At 65.8% G+C, this 15,643-nt stretch carries 13 protein-coding genes and 1 tRNA gene; 10 read left to right on the top strand and 4 right to left on the bottom strand.

Annotated features, from left to right (window positions below; genetic code table 11):
- Nucleotides 1-23 precede the first annotated feature (23 nt).
- The gene (locus tag CV023_RS00085) at nucleotides 24-1,442 is read left to right on the top strand and encodes an amidase (RefSeq protein ID WP_230743430.1); all 1,419 of its coding nucleotides are present in this window, start codon (nucleotides 24-26) and stop codon (nucleotides 1,440-1,442) included.
- Between the two features lie 81 nt (nucleotides 1,443-1,523).
- Here the strand turns inward: CV023_RS00085 and CV023_RS00090 are convergent, their stop codons facing one another.
- Nucleotides 1,524-3,335, bottom strand: a complete 1,812-nt coding sequence (locus CV023_RS00090) for a hypothetical protein (protein ID WP_230743431.1) — start codon at nucleotides 3,333-3,335, stop codon at nucleotides 1,524-1,526.
- A gap of 116 nt (nucleotides 3,336-3,451) precedes the next feature.
- Here CV023_RS00090 and CV023_RS00095 point away from each other — a divergent pair, with 116 nt between their 5' ends.
- On the top strand, nucleotides 3,452-4,756 hold the full coding sequence (locus CV023_RS00095) for a cell division protein PerM (RefSeq protein WP_230743432.1): 1,305 nt from the start codon (nucleotides 3,452-3,454) through the stop codon (nucleotides 4,754-4,756).
- 100 nt (nucleotides 4,757-4,856) lie between these two features.
- Here CV023_RS00095 and CV023_RS00100 read toward each other — a convergent pair whose 3' ends face one another.
- On the bottom strand, nucleotides 4,857-5,309 hold the full coding sequence (locus CV023_RS00100; RefSeq protein ID WP_230743433.1) for a hypothetical protein: 453 nt from the start codon (nucleotides 5,307-5,309) through the stop codon (nucleotides 4,857-4,859).
- A gap of 86 nt (nucleotides 5,310-5,395) precedes the next feature.
- Here CV023_RS00100 and purN point away from each other — a divergent pair, with 86 nt between their 5' ends.
- From purN to CV023_RS00120, 4 genes are all read left to right on the top strand, one after another.
- Nucleotides 5,396-6,037, top strand: coding sequence for a phosphoribosylglycinamide formyltransferase (purN, locus tag CV023_RS00105; RefSeq protein WP_230743434.1), 642 nt, complete (start codon nucleotides 5,396-5,398; stop codon nucleotides 6,035-6,037).
- Between the two features lie 10 nt (nucleotides 6,038-6,047).
- The gene (gene purH / locus CV023_RS00110; RefSeq protein ID WP_269066992.1) at nucleotides 6,048-7,670 is read left to right on the top strand and encodes a bifunctional phosphoribosylaminoimidazolecarboxamide formyltransferase/IMP cyclohydrolase; all 1,623 of its coding nucleotides are present in this window, start codon (nucleotides 6,048-6,050) and stop codon (nucleotides 7,668-7,670) included.
- A gap of 106 nt (nucleotides 7,671-7,776) precedes the next feature.
- On the top strand, nucleotides 7,777-8,013 hold the full coding sequence (locus CV023_RS00115) for a hypothetical protein (protein WP_230743436.1): 237 nt from the start codon (nucleotides 7,777-7,779) through the stop codon (nucleotides 8,011-8,013).
- 225 nt (nucleotides 8,014-8,238) lie between these two features.
- Nucleotides 8,239-8,421 carry an antitoxin gene (locus CV023_RS00120; RefSeq protein WP_139469677.1) on the top strand — a complete coding sequence of 61 codons (183 nt, stop codon included), beginning with the start codon at nucleotides 8,239-8,241 and terminating at the stop codon, nucleotides 8,419-8,421.
- Nucleotides 8,422-8,638: 217 nt separating this feature from the next.
- Here CV023_RS00120 and CV023_RS00125 read toward each other — a convergent pair whose 3' ends face one another.
- On the bottom strand, nucleotides 8,639-11,266 hold the full coding sequence (locus tag CV023_RS00125; RefSeq protein ID WP_230743437.1) for a UvrD-helicase domain-containing protein: 2,628 nt from the start codon (nucleotides 11,264-11,266) through the stop codon (nucleotides 8,639-8,641).
- A gap of 126 nt (nucleotides 11,267-11,392) precedes the next feature.
- A complete protein-coding gene (locus tag CV023_RS00130; protein WP_230743438.1) occupies nucleotides 11,393-11,845 on the bottom strand; it encodes a hypothetical protein in 453 nt (150 codons plus the stop codon).
- A 63-nt stretch (nucleotides 11,846-11,908) separates the two neighbouring features.
- Between CV023_RS00130 and CV023_RS00135 the strand changes: the two genes are divergently transcribed.
- The 4 genes from CV023_RS00135 (at nucleotide 11,909) to CV023_RS00150 (ending at nucleotide 15,599) form a co-directional block, all read left to right on the top strand.
- Nucleotides 11,909-11,980 (top strand) — tRNA-Gln (locus tag CV023_RS00135).
- Nucleotides 11,981-12,012: 32 nt separating this feature from the next.
- Nucleotides 12,013-13,470 carry a bifunctional UDP-N-acetylglucosamine diphosphorylase/glucosamine-1-phosphate N-acetyltransferase GlmU gene (glmU, locus tag CV023_RS00140; RefSeq protein ID WP_230743439.1) on the top strand — a complete coding sequence of 486 codons (1,458 nt, stop codon included), beginning with the start codon at nucleotides 12,013-12,015 and terminating at the stop codon, nucleotides 13,468-13,470.
- A complete protein-coding gene (locus CV023_RS00145) occupies nucleotides 13,463-14,434 on the top strand; it encodes a ribose-phosphate diphosphokinase (RefSeq protein WP_230743440.1) in 972 nt (323 codons plus the stop codon). The genes glmU and CV023_RS00145 overlap by 8 nt, the downstream gene beginning before the upstream one ends.
- Before the next feature lie 190 nt (nucleotides 14,435-14,624).
- Entirely contained in the window at nucleotides 14,625-15,599 is a 975-nt protein-coding gene (locus CV023_RS00150) for an alpha/beta hydrolase (RefSeq protein WP_230743441.1), read from the top strand.
- The last annotated feature ends 44 nt before the right edge of the window (nucleotides 15,600-15,643 follow it).

Below are 15,643 nucleotides of genomic sequence, written 5' to 3' on the forward strand. Positions count from 1 at the left end.
ATGCAGAAGAGAGAGGACGGCACTTGAGCACCTACACCCTTGCCGACCACACCGCGGCGGCACTGACCGCAGGATTCGCGACCGGAGATGTCGACCCCCGCGAGGTCCACGCCGCAGTCGTGGAGAGGATGGACGACTGGGAACCGGTCATCAACGCCCTCCACCACCGCGACGACGAACGCTCCCGCAGCGCCGCCGAAGCCAGTGCCGAACGCTGGCGGGAAGGCCGACCCCTCGGTCCTCTCGACGGCGTCCCGGTGACGATCAAGGAGAACATCGCCCGTCGCGGTGTGCCCATGCCCAGCGGCCACGCCTGGGTCGAGGTCCCGGTCTCGACCCACGATGCGCCGATCACCGAACGACTCGAGGAAGCCGGGGCCGTGATCCTCGGATCCACGACCATGCCGGACTGGGGGATGCTCTCCTCCGGGGTCTCCTCCCTCCACGGGATCACCCGCTCACCGCTGGATCCGAGCCTGACGACCGGGGGATCAAGTGCCGGCGCTGGGGCCGCGGCCGCCGCCGGATACGGGCCCATCCACATCGGCTCCGACATCGGCGGATCGATCAGACTGCCCTGCACCTGGCTGGGGCTGGCCGGACTCAAACCCAGCTTCGGCCGAGTGCCCCTCGACGCTCCGTACATGGGACGCTGCGCCGGACCGCTCGCGCGAACCATGGCCGACGTCAAGGCCGCGATGGACATCATCTCAGCCCCCGATGACCGGGATTTTTCGCGCCTGCCGCGCTTCGCCACCGATGACCAGGGTGCGCTGCCCGGTGGGGGTCCATCCGGGTTCTCTCCACGGGGGATGCGGATCGGACTCCAGCTCGACGCGGGCTGCGGCGTTCCGGCCACCTCGGAGACCGTGCGGATCATCGCCGAGGCGGCCGATCGTTTCGCTCGGGCCGGTGCCGAGGTCGAGACGGTCGAGGCCTTCATCGATGACGACCTGCTCACCGACATGGACCTGTTCTGGCGGGTCCGATCATGGAACGATCTGCGGGCGCTGCCCGTCGAGGAGCAGGCGCTCATCCTGCCCTACATCCAGGCGTGGGCGCAGGGCGGGGCCGATGTCACGGGCCTGCGACTCATGGAGTGCTACAACAGTGTGCAGGAGATCCGCCGGCGCACCGTGGCCGCCACGGCTGGCTTCGATCTCGTGATCTCGCCGACCGCTCCGGATGGGGCCTTCCCCGCTGAGCAGCCGATGCCCTTTCCGCAGGTCCACGAACCGATGGGGCATATCGGCTTCACCATGCCCTACAACATGTCCGAACAGCCGGCGGCGACCGTGCTCGCCGGCTTCACCGCCGACGGACGGACGGTCGGGGCGCAGATCTCCGGACGCCGGTTCGCCGACGAGGTCGTCATGGCCGCCGGTGCATGGTTCGAAGCAGAGGCGGACATCGAGCTGCCGAAGCGGGCGGAGCTGGGCTGAGAGCACAGCCGGAGCGGGGCTGGACGGAATAGAGAAGGCGGGGCGAACCGAATGGTTCGCCCCGCCTCTGCGTGGGATCGATCAGAAGTCGAAGAACTCGACCTCGAGCTTGTCCCCGTTGATCTTCACGCTGCCGGAGACCGACAGGGTGTTGCCGTTGGAGAAGTACGAAGACCCGGCCTTCTTGCCCTGCACGGTGAAGTCGAACTTGCCCGGCTTCTCCGTGAAGAACGACCCGGTGTTCGTGTCACCGGAGCCGAAGTCTGCCTTGACCTTGGGCATGTCCTTCATGTTCCACTTCGCGGTGTCCTTCTTGGCCAGATCATCGAGCTTGTCGTCGCTGCCGCCGACCGGGATCTCGGTCGGATCGAACTTGATGAAGTCGCACTTCGGTTCGATGCTCTTGTTGTCGAAGCACTTCTTGAGTTCGGCCTCGACCTGCTTCTGAACTTCCTTCTGGAAGTCATCCGTGGGGGAGAGGTCGAGGTTGAGAGTGGTCGGGGACACCTGATCGGTGTTCGGCTCGCTGCCGGGGGCGAAGGCCTGTGGGAAGTTGACCGCCGCGGTGTCCTGGGCCTCGCTGACCCACTTGCTGGACGGGATCTGGAAGTCGTAGTTGCCCGGGTAGACCGCGAACGAGGTGGTGCCCGCCTTGGCCTTGTAGTCCTCGCCGTTGACCGAGAGTCCATCGGCGGCGGGAATGTCGAGGGAGATGACGTTGAGAGCGGGTCCGGTCAGTGTCCACTTGTCGAAGAACAGGTCCTGCTTCCCGTCCTTCTTCGCGGTCAGTTCGACGTTGTAGGTGCTGCCGTCGAGATCGTAGGACACGACGACCGTGCCGTTATCTCCGTCGACCTGGGAGGAATCGACCTTCGCGTTCTCGATCTTCGCCGTGGAGGCATCGGTGAAGTTCTTCGACAGCAGATCGAGGTTGGTGCCCTCGGGTCGCGGTGACGGGGCGATCTTCTCCGCCGCAGCGAAATCGCCCTCGCTCAGTGCCGAGACATAGTCCTCGGCGACCTGATCCGGGCCGTAGTTGTTCTTGTTGACATTGTGCACGACGAGGAATCCGACGAGCACGAGGACGATGACGAGCGCAACCGAGCCCAGAGCGATGAACAGGGGAAGTCGGCTCTTCTTGCGCTCCGGGCGGGTCTCGGCGAGAGTGGCGGTGCCGGCCTGAGCGCCGGCGAATCCCGGTGCCGGAGCGGGCTGCGGAATCGCCTGCGAACCGCCGGGGCCGGAACCGGTGCGCTGGGCGTCCGGGCCGGAGCCGGTCGGGTACTGGCCGTTCGGCTGGGAGCCTGCCTGGCCGGGTGCGGACTGCGCCGACTGATAGCCGGCTCCACCGGGGTAGGGGGCACCACCCTGGTACTGACCACCCTGGTACTGGTTGTCCTGGTACTGATTTCCCTGCTGCTGATTCGGCTGCTGGTTCGGCTGGTACTGGCCGGGCTGCTGGTACGCACCGGCCTGCTGGTCGCCCGAGTACTGACCGGGCTGCTGGGCTCCGGGACCGTACTGCGGTGCTTCGTTCGGTTCGGAGGGAGCCGAGCTCTGCGCGGAGTTCAGCGGGGGAGCCTGGCCGTCCGTGTAGGACGGGGCCTGCGGAGCGTCCGTGGAGGACGGTGCCTGGGGTTCCTGGTCAGAGGTCTGCGCTTGGTCAGATGCTTGGTCAGCCGCCTGGTCGGAGGGCTGATCTTCGCCGGATGTCTGTGCGTCCTCACCGAAGGAGGGAGCGGGCATCGCCTGCGTGGCATCGGTGGTGTCGGCCGTGGTCGAATCCTCAATGTGGTCATCCGCCGGGGTCTCCGCACCAGTACCCGTGTTGCCGTTGCTCGGGGGGTTGCTGGGAGGTGGCGGGAAATTGGGCTGATCGTTCCCGTTGCTCATCGCTGGATTCATCCTTCGTGTTTGCAAGCCTGTCCTGGCGCAATTGTACTTCCCGCGAGTGGGAATCGCGTGGTCAATACCGAGAAGCGAGCATGACGTCAGCGAAAATGGTACTGATGCACACTTCTCCACATCCTCACACCACTCGCCACCCGGTCCTGCTGGGACTGCTGGAGGCTCTCAGGATCGACCTCATCGTCGTGCCCTCAGCCTTCGTCGTCGCCACGATCTTCTGGATCATCGGACTCGGCTCGCAGCTGCCGTACTCGATCATTCCCGAATGGGCCTTCGCCCTCTGGTCGGTCGTGCACGGGTTGAGCGTATCGACCATCGGATTCGACTTCTCTCTGGCCCCGAGCCTCGTCTCCTTCGGTGTGTGGCTCTTGGTCGCTTTCGGTGCCAAGCGTCTGGTCACCTCGGTCTCCGGGGACGACCAGGTGGAGATCGATGACGATGCGGCGCAGTGGTGGAAGACCATCGCACTGTCCTTCGGCGGATTCGTCCTCGCCTATGTGGTGCCTCTTCTCGTTCTGGCGCTGGTGCTCGGGCAGGCCGTCGTGACCCCCTTCGGATTCCTCCGACTCCTCCTCTTCTCGGTCTCTGCGCTCGCCGTGGGATTCATCTGGGCGCGCGGTGTCTGGGACATCCCCGGCCTGCGGGTGATCGACCCCGACACCTGGGACACCGGGGTGCGACTGTGCCGCAGACTCCTCTGGGGCTCGCTGATCCTCTCGGTCGTCATCATCGGCGTGGGTCTCGCTCTGCGCTGGGACGATGCAGCGGAGACGCTGCAGAGCTACAGCTCCCCGGCAGCAGCGGGAATCGGCCTGCTCATCATCCAGGTCCTCTTCGCTCCCGGAGCTCTCTTCTCGGCCCTGTCCTGGGTCGCCGGCACAGGAGTGGCGATCGGCGGGGACGGGCCGAGCTCGGTCTTCCATCCGAGCCCGGGCCCGGTCCCTGATGTGCCCGTTCTGCAGCTGCTCACCGAAGGGTATCCGGCGTGGACCGCCGCGGCCCCCGTGCTGCTCGTCCTGCTGGGCCTGCTCAGCGTGATACTCGGCCGCGAACGAGCCCGCGCCGTGATGGAGTCCTCATGGCCCGGACTGGGAGTCGCGCTGGCCTGCAGCTTCGTCATCTTCGAGATCCTCGCCCTGTTCTCCAGCGGTGCCATGGGTCCGCTCGGACTCTCGGACTTCGGGCCTTCGGCACTGACCGCCGGACTCGGTGTCACGGCGTGGTTCGGTGTGGGGCTGTGCGGGGGACTGGCTCTGACGAAGCTCTCGCACATGCAGTACGGTGCGAACTCGGATGCCGCAGATCAGGACGCCGATGACGATGCGGCCGCGATCGACGACCCTGCCGCCTCTGAGATCGAAGCCGACGAAGTCCTTGCCGAAGAGACCGAGGACGAGACTCGGTAGAATACCCGGAAGTTCAGGGTGCCCGACGATCAGAACACCCGTAAATTCAGGTGACCTCGACGATCAGAACACTTGGAAGTTCGCGCGAGTCCGCGCAGACTCAGTTCGTGCCGGGAATGTTGAGGTCCTGACCGGTGATCTGCTTGAACCAATCGCCGAGACCGGTCTGGTAATCGCTCGTGCACGAGAGCTGCGCCTGCTGGGTGATCGCATCGCGCACACATTCCTCGTACTTGGTCTGAACCGGCCACAGAACGACCGAGGACATCGTCGAGAAGATGAGATAGATGCTCAGCAGACCGCCGAGGATGCCCAGAGACATGTTGCGCTTCTGCTTCGTCTTGACCACAGCGATGATGTAGCGGATCGACCAGACGACGGCGGCGATGGCGAAGGCGATGGCCGCGAGTTTGAACGGCAGCGGGTAGGTGAACGTCAGGACCGATGCGAGGATCAGCAGGATCAGGACGAGACCATGCCGCGCGGGTGCGGCCTGCTTCTCCTCGTCCGGAGTCGGCGCGTTCTTCTCTTCGGTGCTGTTTGGTGGCGTCACACCGCTAGTTTCTCACAGTCGACTGACAAATGCCTTGGCGGGTGGGCCTGGGCAGCGACGGGGGCGACAGCCGTTAGAATGGCCGGGTGCGCATCGTTCTTCTGGCCTCCGGCTCCGGTACCCTCACGCAGGCAGTCCTCGATGCGTTTGCCGAGTCAGGGCCCGGCGACCCCGGTGACCACGGAGTCGAGATCGCAGCCATCGGCTCGGACTCCCCGTCCGCCGGTGTCCTCGAGAGGGCCCGCGCGCACTCTGTGCCCACCTTCGTGCTCAGCCCGAAGGACTGCGCGGACCGTGACGATTGGAACCTCCGCCTCCGCGATATCGTGGCCGAGCACCGCCCCGACTGGGTCGTCTCGGCCGGATTCATGCGTATCCTCGGCGCCTCGTTCATCGCCGCCTTCGACAATCGCATCATCAACACGCATCCGGCCCTGCTGCCAGCCTTCCCAGGAGCCCACGGAGTCAGGGACGCGCTGGCTCACGGTGTCCGGATCACCGGTGGGACCATCCACCTCGTCGACGCCGGCGTCGACACCGGACCGATCATCACCCAATACGCCGTGCCGATCACCGATGAGGACACCGAGGACACCGTGCACGAGCGCATCAAAGCCCGTGAGAGAGCCGAACTCGTTCGACTGCTCGCTCATCTCGCCCACCATGACCTCGTCATCGACGGTCGGCATGTCCGTGGATATGCCACCTCGGCGGCGGCCCCGATCTGACCACCCGCCGATGTCCCATACGGATCGGCAACCGAGCCTTCAAGGAGGACCTGTGACAGGAACCCGCGCGATCAGAAGAGCGCTCATCAGCGTCTACGACAAGACCGGTCTGGAGGACCTGGCCCGCGGACTCGCCGCCGCCGGAGTCCAGATCGTGTCCACCGGATCGACGGCTGCCAAGATCTCCGAGGCGGGTGCCGAGGTCACGAGGGTCGAAGAGCTGACAGGGTTCCCCGAATGCCTCGAAGGACGGGTCAAGACCCTGCACCCGCGGGTGCACGCCGGAATCCTCGCCGATATGCGCAAGGCCGACCACCTCAGCCAGCTCGATGAGCTCGAGATCGAACCCTTCGATCTCGTCATCGTCAACCTCTACCCCTTCGCCGACACCGTGGCCAGCGGGGCCGGCTTCGACGACTGCGTCGAACAGATCGACATCGGTGGTCCCTCCATGGTCCGCGCCGCGGCGAAGAACCACCCGAGCGTCGCCGTCATCACCGACCCGGCCGACTACGCGGCCGTGATCGACGCAGCGGAGAACGACGGCTTCGACATTGCGGCCAGGCGTGCCTTCGCCGCCCGCGCCTTCGCCCACACCGCCGCCTACGACACGGCCGTGGCCTCGTGGTTCGCCGCCGAACTCTCCGGAGAATCCGCCTCGGCGGACGATGCGCAGGCCGAATCCGTTACGCAGCCGGCGTTCGCGGGCGTGACGGGAGAGAAGATCACGGACCTGCGCTACGGGGAGAACCCCCACCAGGCCGCCGCCGTCTACTCCGACGGGACCCGCGGAATCGCCGGGGCGAAGCTCCTCGGCGGCAAGCCCATGTCGTACAACAACTACACCGACACCGATGCCGCGATCCGCGCCGCCTTCGACTTCGATCGCCCGGCCGTGGCGATCATCAAGCATGCCAACCCCTGCGGCATCGCCGTCGCCGACACTGCGGCGGCTGCGCACAAGGCCGCTCACGAGTGCGATTCGCTCTCGGCCTACGGGGGAGTGATCGCAACGAACCGTGAGGTCGATGCGGAGCTCGCCGCTTCCATCAAGCCGATCTTCACCGAGTGCCTGGCCGCTCCGTCCTTCTCTGCCGAGGCACTCGAGATCCTCTCGACGAAGAAGAACCTGCGTCTGCTCGAACTCGGCGATGTCGACTTCTCCGCCTCCGAGATCAAGCCGATCACCGGGGGGTTCCTCGTCCAGGATCGCGACGCCTTCCAAGCCGAGGGCGATGCCCCCGGCAACTGGACGCTGGCCGCCGGTCCTGCCGCCTCGGCGGAGGTGCTCGCCAATCTCGAGTTCGCGTGGAAGGCCTGCCGCGCAGTGAAGTCCAACGCCATCCTCGTAGCCAAGGACGGGGCCTCCGTCGGCGTCGGCATGGGTCAGGTCAACCGCGTCGATTCCGCCAAGCTCGCCGTCGAGCGAGCCGGAGCCGACCGGGTGACCGGATCGGTGGCCGCCTCCGACGCGTTCTTCCCCTTCGCCGATGGCCTCCAGATCCTCATCGATGCGGGAGTCACCGCCGTCGTCCAGCCGGGCGGATCGATCCGCGACGAGGAGGTCATCGCCGCCGCGGAGAAGGCAGGAATCACGATGTATCTGACCGGGAGCCGCCATTTCTTCCACTGAGAAGGTCACGGCCTACCCGCGCCATGCCAGGCGCGGGCGAGGCCCGATCTCCAAGCGCTGGATCTACTGGAAGCGGCGCTACTCGAACCCGGCCAGGCGTGACTGGGTGCTCCTGGCATGTCTGCTGGGCATCGGCATCGCCGGAGCCTGCGCCTTCGTCGACTTCCGCTTCGGGGCGATAGTGCTCGCGCTCTTCCCTGCCGGCCTTGCCGCCGTCCGTGCGCTGCCCACTGTGTGGGGAGAGGCCTGGACGAACAGGTCGAAACTCGTCGACATTGTGACCTGCCTGCTGTTTGCGGTGCTGCTCGTCGGCATCGCCTTCGTCGTCCCGCTTTCACGGTAGAGTTCGGCCTGCTGTCACGGTAGAACTCGTTCCGCTTTCGCGCTGGAACGTGTCCCGCTTTCGCGCTGGAACACTGGCGAATCGAAGTTACTGAGGGTGTAGTCGAAGTCACCTTGTGCATTCGCTGGGAAAGGCAGAAATCCGGTGTTGTGGCACCCGAATCAGTGGCAGGGTGAAACACGTCAGCAGGTTCGCTTCGAACCTTTTCCGATGAAAGGAGACAGCATGGGACTGGACGATCTCACTAACAAAGCCAAGGACGCCTTGAATAGCGATAAGGGTGAAGAGATCAGCGATCAGGGCCTGGACAAGGCCTCTGATGCCGCCAACAATGTCACCGGTGGAAAGTTCGAAGACCAAATCAATCAGGGTCGCGACGGAGCCGACGACAAGCTTGGCAACGAATGATCTTTAATCCATAGCCGCGTCCGGCATGGATGGGCGCCGAGGAGAACGACAGTTCTCCTCGGCGCCTTCTTCTTTTCTGGCGTCGGTCACCGTGAATTCTGCCGTGGGCCACCGTGAAGCTCGGAAAAGTCGTCACCAGTGACGACTTCTCCGAGCTTCACGTTGACCGACGGGATTGAGTGCCGCGCCGGGTCCGACCGCGTGGCCGAACTGTGTCTCAGCCGAGCTTCTCGATCGGAGCGTAGCGCAGCAGGAGCCGCTTCGACCCCAGGGAACCGAAGTCGACGACCGCAACCGTCTTGTCGCCGACACCGTTGACCTCAGTGACCGTGCCGAGACCGAACGATTCGTGGGAGACCTTCTCGCCCACCGCGACCGTGATGACTTCCCGATTCGGTCGAATGCGATTCGGGAAGCCGGCGACAGGACCGGAGGACGATGAGGTCGACCTGGACCGGGAGGACCCACCGAAGCCGCGCGAGGAACCACCACGGGAGGAACCGAAACCGCCCGACCCTGATCCATAGCCGCCGGACCCGGAGCCGTAACCTGATGAGCCGTAGCCGCCGGAGGAGAATCCCGAGCCCAGGGCAGAGGAGAAGCTGCCGGTGCTCTCCCACTCGATGAGGTTCTCGGGAATCTCCGCGAGGAATCTGCTCGGCGGGTTGTACTGCGGCTGACCCCACATGCTGCGAGTCTCCGCGCGTGAGACCAGCAGGCGCTGACGGGCACGGGTGAGGCCGACATAGGCGAGTCGGCGCTCCTCCGAGAGCTCATTGGGATTCTCGAAGGAGCGAGCGTGCGGGAATCCGCCGTCCTCGAGTCCAGTGAGGAAGACGACCGGGAACTCGAGTCCCTTGGCCGTATGCAGGGTCATCAGCGTGACCTGACCGAGTTCCGCGTCCGGAATCTGATCCGTGTCCGAGGCCAGAGCTACCTGCTCGAGGAACTGCTCGATCGAAGCCGCTCCGGCTCCCGGGGCAGGACCATCCGCAGTCTCGGCCTCGGTGGCTGCTTCGTCGGTCTCGGGAACGGACTCCGTGCGATCTTCGCTCGCGGCATCCTCGGTCGGCACGCCTGCGAACGCATCGGCAGCGACCACCTCGGCGACGGCCGATTCCGACGTCGATTCACCCTCGGCCACGTCGCCCTCCGTCGGCTCACCCTCGGCCGCCTCGGCCTCTGCCTCGGTGGCGGCGAGCTCTTGGGTGGCCACGAAATCTTCGGCCACGGCGACGAGCTCGGCGAGGTTATCCACCCGGGACTCGTCCTGCGGGTCGGTGCTCTTCTGCAGGGACTCGAGGTAGCCGCTCTGTTCGAGGATCGCCTCGATGACACGTGAGAGCGGCGCAGCCTCGGCGATGGTCGCCAGATCCTGCATGAGGTCATAGAACTTCGCGACCGAACTCGCCGCCCGCGAACTCAGGTGCGCGATCTCATCGAGGCGCCCCAGCGCGGTGTAGAAGCTGATGCCCTCCCGGTCGGCGAAGTCGGCGATGATGCCCTCGGTGCGGTCGCCGATCGAGCGTTTGGGGACGTTGAGGATCCGGCGCAGGTTCACATCGTCATCGGGATTGGCCACGACGCGCAGGTAGGCGAGGGCGTCCTTGATCTCCTTGCGCTCGTAGAAGCGCGTGCCGCCGACGACCTTGTACGGGATACCCGAGCGCACCAAGGCGTCCTCGATGGCACGGGACTGCGCGTTCGTGCGATAGAAGACGGCGAAGTCCCCGTAGGTGTACTTCTCCTCGTCGATGAGGTCATCGATGCGATCGACGATGAAACGGGCCTCGGCCTGCTCGTTCTCGGCGACCCAGCCGATGATCGGACGGCCCGAGCCCTCGGAGGTCCACAGCTTCTTCTCCCTGCGGTCCTCGTTGTTCGCGATCACCGCGTTCGCGGCGTCGAGGATGTTCTGCGTCGACCGATAGTTCTGCTCGAGCAGGATCGTCTCTGCGTCTGGGAAGTCCTTCTCGAACTCGACGATATTGCGCACCGTGGCCCCACGGAACGCGTAGATCGACTGGTCGGCATCGCCGACGACCGTCAGCTCCGCACCGGAGGGACCGCCTGCACCGTCACCGGCCAGGGCCCTGATCAGCGCATACTGGGCCGGGTTCGTGTCCTGGTACTCGTCGACGAGGATGTGGCGGAAGCGACGACGGTAGGAGTCAGCCACCTCGGGGAAGGCCCCGAAGAGGTGAACGGTCTCGGCGATGAGGTCGTCGAAGTCGAAGGCGTTGGCCAGGCGCAGCCGAGAGGTATAGCGCTTGAACACATCGGCCAGCACTTCGTCAGCGGGATTGTTCGGGCGCGGCGAGAAGTCGTCGGGGGTCTGCAGATCGTTCTTGAGGTTGGAGATCCGGTGCAGCATCGCCCGCGGCGCGTACTTCTTGGTGTCGAGGCCGAGCTCCTTGAGGATCTGCGAGACCAGGCGCTGCGCGTCCTGGGCGTCGTAGATCGTGAAGTTCGACTTCATGCCCAGGACCTTCGCCTCGCGGCGCAGGATCCGCACGCACGAGGAGTGGAAGGTCGAGACCCACATGGCCCGGGAGGCCGGTCCGACGATGGTGCTGACGCGTTCGGCCATCTCCTTGGCCGCCTTGTTCGTGAAGGTGATCGCCAGCACCTCTCCGGGGTGCGCGCGGCCGGTGGCCAGGGCATAGGCGATGCGGCGGGTGAGGACCGTGGTCTTGCCCGATCCGGCACCGGCGACGATGAGCAGGGGAGACCCGGTGTGGATCACGGCCTCCCGCTGCCGGGGATTGAGTCCGGTGAGGAGTTCTGCCGTGCGGGAGTCGGCTCCGGCGGCGGCCTTGGCGGGGTGTTCAGCTGCAGCAGTCATGTCGGGGACAACGATACCGTCCGCTGCTGACACGACACGATCCCGCCGTCCCTCCGCACTCCCAAACACAGGTGACGTCGGCCCAGCACCCTGGCGCGAGGGTGCTGGGCCGCCGTCGGGTAGCACTCAGCGGAGGAAGACGGCGATGAGGACGTTGAGGACGGCGAAGGAGAAGGTCAGGTGCGCCAGTCTCGCCGAGGGGTTGGTCACGGACGCAGGAGCGATGGTCTGAGTCGCAGGTCCCGCTGGTCGGGCTGGCCCCGCAGGTCCTGCGGTCGTCCCCGGGAGGCCGGGTGTGAGCTGCTCGGTGGCCTCCTTCTCCTGCCGCCGACCGAGGAAGGCGAAGACGGTGACGAGGATCGCGATGACGAGCTTCAGCCCGATCTTGACATGGTCGACCTGCCCATCGCCCATCTCGGCGAGGGTGAGCAGGGCCAGTCCGGTGAGCAGCTGGAGGTAGGAGGCGTGGAGCATTCCCGCCAGCACTTTGGGGGACCGGATGACCGTGAAATACCCGCCGACGATGATCGCCATGCCGAGCAGATGCAGGGTCAGCAGTATCTCCCGTAGAATTTCCATAGCGTTCATCGTAGTGGCATGATGGTGTCTCGTGAGCGCGGGCCCTGAACTGGTGCACGCTGTTCCGCCCTGGTGTAATGGCAGCACGCCGGCCTTTGGAGCCGTGCAGTATAGGTTCGAATCCTATGGGCGGAGCTGGCCCAATCCGACTTGCGAAGGATTCAACAATGTCGCAGACCCGACCCACCGCCGTCATCGTCCTGGCTGCGGGCCAAGGAACTCGAATGAAGTCGACCCTTCCCAAGGTCATGCACCCCATCGGCGGACGGTCCCTGCTCCATCATGCGGTCGCCGCGGCCGCCGGCACCTCCCCGGAACACCTCGTCGTCGTCGTCCGGCACGAACGCGAACAGCTCGTCGCTCACCTCGACTCGCTGCCGGTCGCCTCGACGCGGACCGTGCTCATCGCCGACCAGGATGAGGTCCCCGGCACCGGGCGCGCAGCCGAATGCGCGCTCACCCAGCTGCCCGAGGACCTCTCCGGCACCGTGGTTGTGACTTACGGCGATGTGCCGCTGCTGACCGCGGAGACGATCAGCAGCCTCGTCGAGGTCCACGAATCCGCGCGCAATGCCGTCACCGTCCTGTCCGCCGAGGTGGACGAACCCACCGGATACGGCCGCATCGTCCGCGACGCCTCCGGTGCGCTGCTGCGCATCGTCGAGCAGAAGGACGCGAGCGAGGACGAACGCGCCATCCGCGAGATCAACTCCGGCATCTACGCCTTCGACGTCGCCGACCTCCGCGCCGGCCTGGCCTCTCTGACCACCGACAACGCGCAGGGCGAGAAGTACCTCACCGACGTCATCGGCCACTCCCGCGAAGCCGGACGCCCCGTCGCCGCAACCGCCACCGATGACCTGTGGCAGGTCGAAGGCGCCAATGATCGAGTCCAGCTGGCCAAGCTCGGCAAAGAACTCAACCGCCGCCAGTGCGAGAAGTTCATGCGCGCCGGAGTCTCCATCATCGACCCCGACACCACCTGGATCGACACCGACGTCGCCATCGGCCAGGACGTCACCATCCTGCCCGGCGTCCAACTCCTCGGGGCCACCGACATCGCCGCCGGTGCCGTCATCGGACCCGATTCGACGCTCAAGGACACCGAGGTGGGAGCCGGCGCACACGTTGTGCGCACCCATTCCGAACTCGCCGCCATCGGCCCCTCGGCCAACGTCGGACCCTTCGCCTACCTGCGACCGGGGACCAGCCTCGGCGAGGGCGGGAAGATCGGCACCTTCGTCGAGACGAAGAACTCCGAGATCGGCAAGGGCGCGAAGGTTCCGCACCTGTCCTACGTCGGCGATGCGGAGATCGGGGAGGGCTCGAACATCGGAGCCGCCTCGGTGTTCGTCAACTACGACGGCGTCAACAAGCACCGCACCGTCGTCGGCAAGCATGCACGCATGGGGTCGGACAATATGTACGTCGCCCCAGTGACAGTGGGCGACGGCGCCTACTCGGGTGCGAGCACCACGGTGCGCAAAGATGTCCCTGCAGGAGCGCTCGCCATCACCGTGGCGCCACAGCGCAACCTGGAGGGCTGGGTCAAGGCCAACCGTCCCGGCACGCCTGCAGCGCAGGCCGCCGAGGCCGCAACCGAAGGGGAACCGGCAAGTGAATGAGATTACGACGGCGGGCGAGAAGAAGCTCGTCCTGGTCAGCGGGCGCGCGAACGCCGAACTCGCTGAACAAGTCGCAGAGAACCTGGGGACCGAGCTCCTCCCCACCGACATCTACAACTTCGCCAACGGCGAGATCTATGTCCGGTTCTCCGAATCGGTCCGCGGCTGCGACGTCTTCGTCCTGCAGTCGCACAGCGCACCCATCAACGAATGGCTGATGGAGCAGCTGATCATGGTCGACGCACTCAAGCGCGCCTCGGCCAAGCGGATCACAGTCATCGCCCCGTTCTTCCCCTACGCCCGGCAGGACAAGAAGCACCGCGGACGCGAGCCCATCTCCGCCCGTCTCGTCGCCGACCTCTACAAGACCGCCGGTGCCGACCGCATCATCACCGTCGACTTGCACACCGCGCAGATCCAGGGCTACTTCGACGGCCCGGTCGACCACCTCATCGCGATGCCGATCCTCGCCGGCTACGTTAAGGACAAGTATCCGACCGACCTCGCCGTCGTCTCACCCGACGCCGGCCGCATCAAGGTCGCGGAGAACTGGTCGAATGCCCTCGGCGGGGTCCCGCTGGCCTTCATCCACAAGACTCGCGACATCACCCGGCCCAACGAAACCAAGGCCAATCGCGTCGTCGGTGAGGTCGAGGGGCGGATGTGCGTGCTCGTCGATGACATGATCGACACCGGCGGCACCATCGTCCAGGCCGCCGACGCCTGCATGGCCGCCGGGGCCACCGGCGTCATCGTCGTCTCGACCCACGCGGTGTTCTCCGGGCCCGCCGTCGAACGCCTGTCGAACTCCGTGGCGCAGGAGGTCATCGTCACCAACACGCTGCCGCTGACCGAGGACAAGATGTTCGACAAGCTCACCGTGCTCTCGATCGCGCCGCTCATCGCCCGCGCCGTGCATGAGGTCTTCGAGGACGGATCGGTCACCAGCCTCTTCGAGGTCTGAGCCGATACGGTCCGGGCGGGCTCGGTCTGAACTGACCGTGTCTGAACCGACCAGATCCGAACCGACCAGATCCGAACTGACCCGATCTGAACAGCGGAGGCCCGACCGGCCCTCCGACGAACCCCGAACCGCACCTGCGGTTCGGGGTTCGTTCTACACTGGAGACAACCGAGCGAAGGGAACCGCGACGATGTCGTCTCACGATTACAACCGGTACCGCGTTGACGTGACCGGCGGGCAGCTGTCCGTCGGGGTCTGGGAGCCGATGGCCGCCGAGCCCGGCCGCGTGCCCACCGTGTGCGTCATCCACGGCATCACCTCGAACCATCTGTACTTCGCCGGACTGGTCTCCGCCCTGCCCGGGGTGCGCATCATCGGCCCCGACCTGCGCGGACGTGCGGACTCTCGGCTGCTGCCCGGCCCCTACGGCATGGCCGTCCACGCCGCGGATGTCCGCGCCGCCATCGACGCCTTCGCCCCCGAAGGGCCGGTGACCCTCGTCGGGCACTCCATGGGCGGATTCGTCGCGATGACCGTGGCCGGCACCGCGACGGATGAGGAGTCCTCCGCCGAGGCGGCCCGTCGTTTTCGCGGACCCGTGCTCATCGACGGCGGACTTCCCCTGCCCGTTGCCGATGCGCACGGTGATCCGCTCGATGATCTCAATGATGAGGAGCTCGACACCGACGACCTCATCGCGGCCGTGCTCGGCCCAGCCGCGGAGCGTCTGGCGATGAGCTTTGCGAGCGTCGAGGAGTATCTCGCCTTCTTCGCCGCCCACCCGGCCTTCGTCGACGGGCTCGACACCGTCGCCACGGAGAGCTTCGTCTACGACCTCGCAGCCAAGGACGACCACAGCTTCCAACCCTCGACCTCGATCGAAGCGATGCAGTCCGACTCGGCCGATATGTACACAGGACAGGACTACGCGCAGGCGCTCGAGACTGTGATGGGCGATGAGCGCAGGCAGGCCGAGGTCACCTTCCTGTTCGCCGAGCGGGATCTCGTCGCCGCCGAACCAGGGCTCTACCCTCCCGAACTGGTCGCAGACTACACGGCGAGGTGGCCGAAGATGAACGTCATCGACGTTCCGGGCACGAACCACTACGACATTCTGCTCACCGAGACCGGCCTCGAAGCCTGCGCCGAGGCGGTGACCGGCTGACTTGGAAGCGACGAGGACTCTGCCGTAGACTGAGCTGGTTGCCT

The sequence above is a fragment of the Brevibacterium sp. CCUG 69071 genome (assembly GCF_021023135.1).
Taxonomy (GTDB): domain Bacteria; phylum Actinomycetota; class Actinomycetes; order Actinomycetales; family Brevibacteriaceae; genus Brevibacterium.

Excerpts from the sequence above, each read along its gene's own strand:
- CV023_RS00090 (WP_230743431.1), bottom strand. The coding sequence starts at position 3,335 with ATGAGCAACGGGAACGATCAGCCCAATTTCCCGCCACCTCCCAGCAAC.
- CV023_RS00095 (WP_230743432.1), top strand. The coding sequence starts at position 3,452 with ATGCACACTTCTCCACATCCTCACACCACTCGCCACCCGGTCCTGCTG.
- purH (WP_269066992.1), top strand. The coding sequence starts at position 6,048 with ATGTCCCATACGGATCGGCAACCGAGCCTTCAAGGAGGACCTGTGACA.
- CV023_RS00120 (WP_139469677.1), top strand. The coding sequence starts at position 8,239 with ATGGGACTGGACGATCTCACTAACAAAGCCAAGGACGCCTTGAATAGC.
- CV023_RS00125 (WP_230743437.1), bottom strand. The coding sequence starts at position 11,266 with ATGACTGCTGCAGCTGAACACCCCGCCAAGGCCGCCGCCGGAGCCGAC.
- CV023_RS00130 (WP_230743438.1), bottom strand. The coding sequence starts at position 11,845 with ATGGAAATTCTACGGGAGATACTGCTGACCCTGCATCTGCTCGGCATG.
- glmU (WP_230743439.1), top strand. The coding sequence starts at position 12,013 with ATGTCGCAGACCCGACCCACCGCCGTCATCGTCCTGGCTGCGGGCCAA.
- CV023_RS00150 (WP_230743441.1), top strand. The coding sequence starts at position 14,625 with ATGTCGTCTCACGATTACAACCGGTACCGCGTTGACGTGACCGGCGGG.